The organism is Jiangella anatolica, assembly GCF_003236295.1.
In the GTDB taxonomy this organism is placed as follows: Bacteria; Actinomycetota; Actinomycetes; order Jiangellales; family Jiangellaceae; genus Jiangella; species Jiangella anatolica.
Map to the genome: position 1 here is coordinate 1 of NZ_POTW01000238.1, position 411 is coordinate 411.

Sequence of the window (411 nt, forward strand, 5' to 3'; positions counted from 1 at the left end):
GATTAACGCACTTCTGGTGGCCTGCGGTAATCTGGCAGGTATTGCCTGTTTCAGTTTGTTAATCTGGTTTTCCGGGCTGGTGATGAGTGAAAACGCGATGTGGGGAGTCGCGGTTTTACACTGCGCCGAGGGCAAAATGCATCATACATTTACTGAATCTGTCAGCCTCGGCATTATGTGCAATCTGATGGTTTGCCTGGCGCTGTGGATGAGTTATTGCGGGCGTTCGTTATGCGACAAAATCGTCGCTATGATTTTGCCCATCACCCTGTTTGTCGCCAGTGGCTTTGAGCACTGTATCGCCAATTTGTTTGTGATTCCGTTCGCCATTGCCATTCGCCATTTTGCCCCACGCCCCTTCGGCAACTGGCGCACAGTAGCGCAGACAATTTTCCTGCACTGACGGTCAGC

At 51.3% G+C, this 411-nt stretch carries 1 pseudogene; it reads left to right on the forward strand.

The window, feature by feature from the left end:
- Window positions 1-411, forward strand: a pseudogene (locus C1I92_RS35980) (formate/nitrite transporter family protein); the annotation flags it as partial.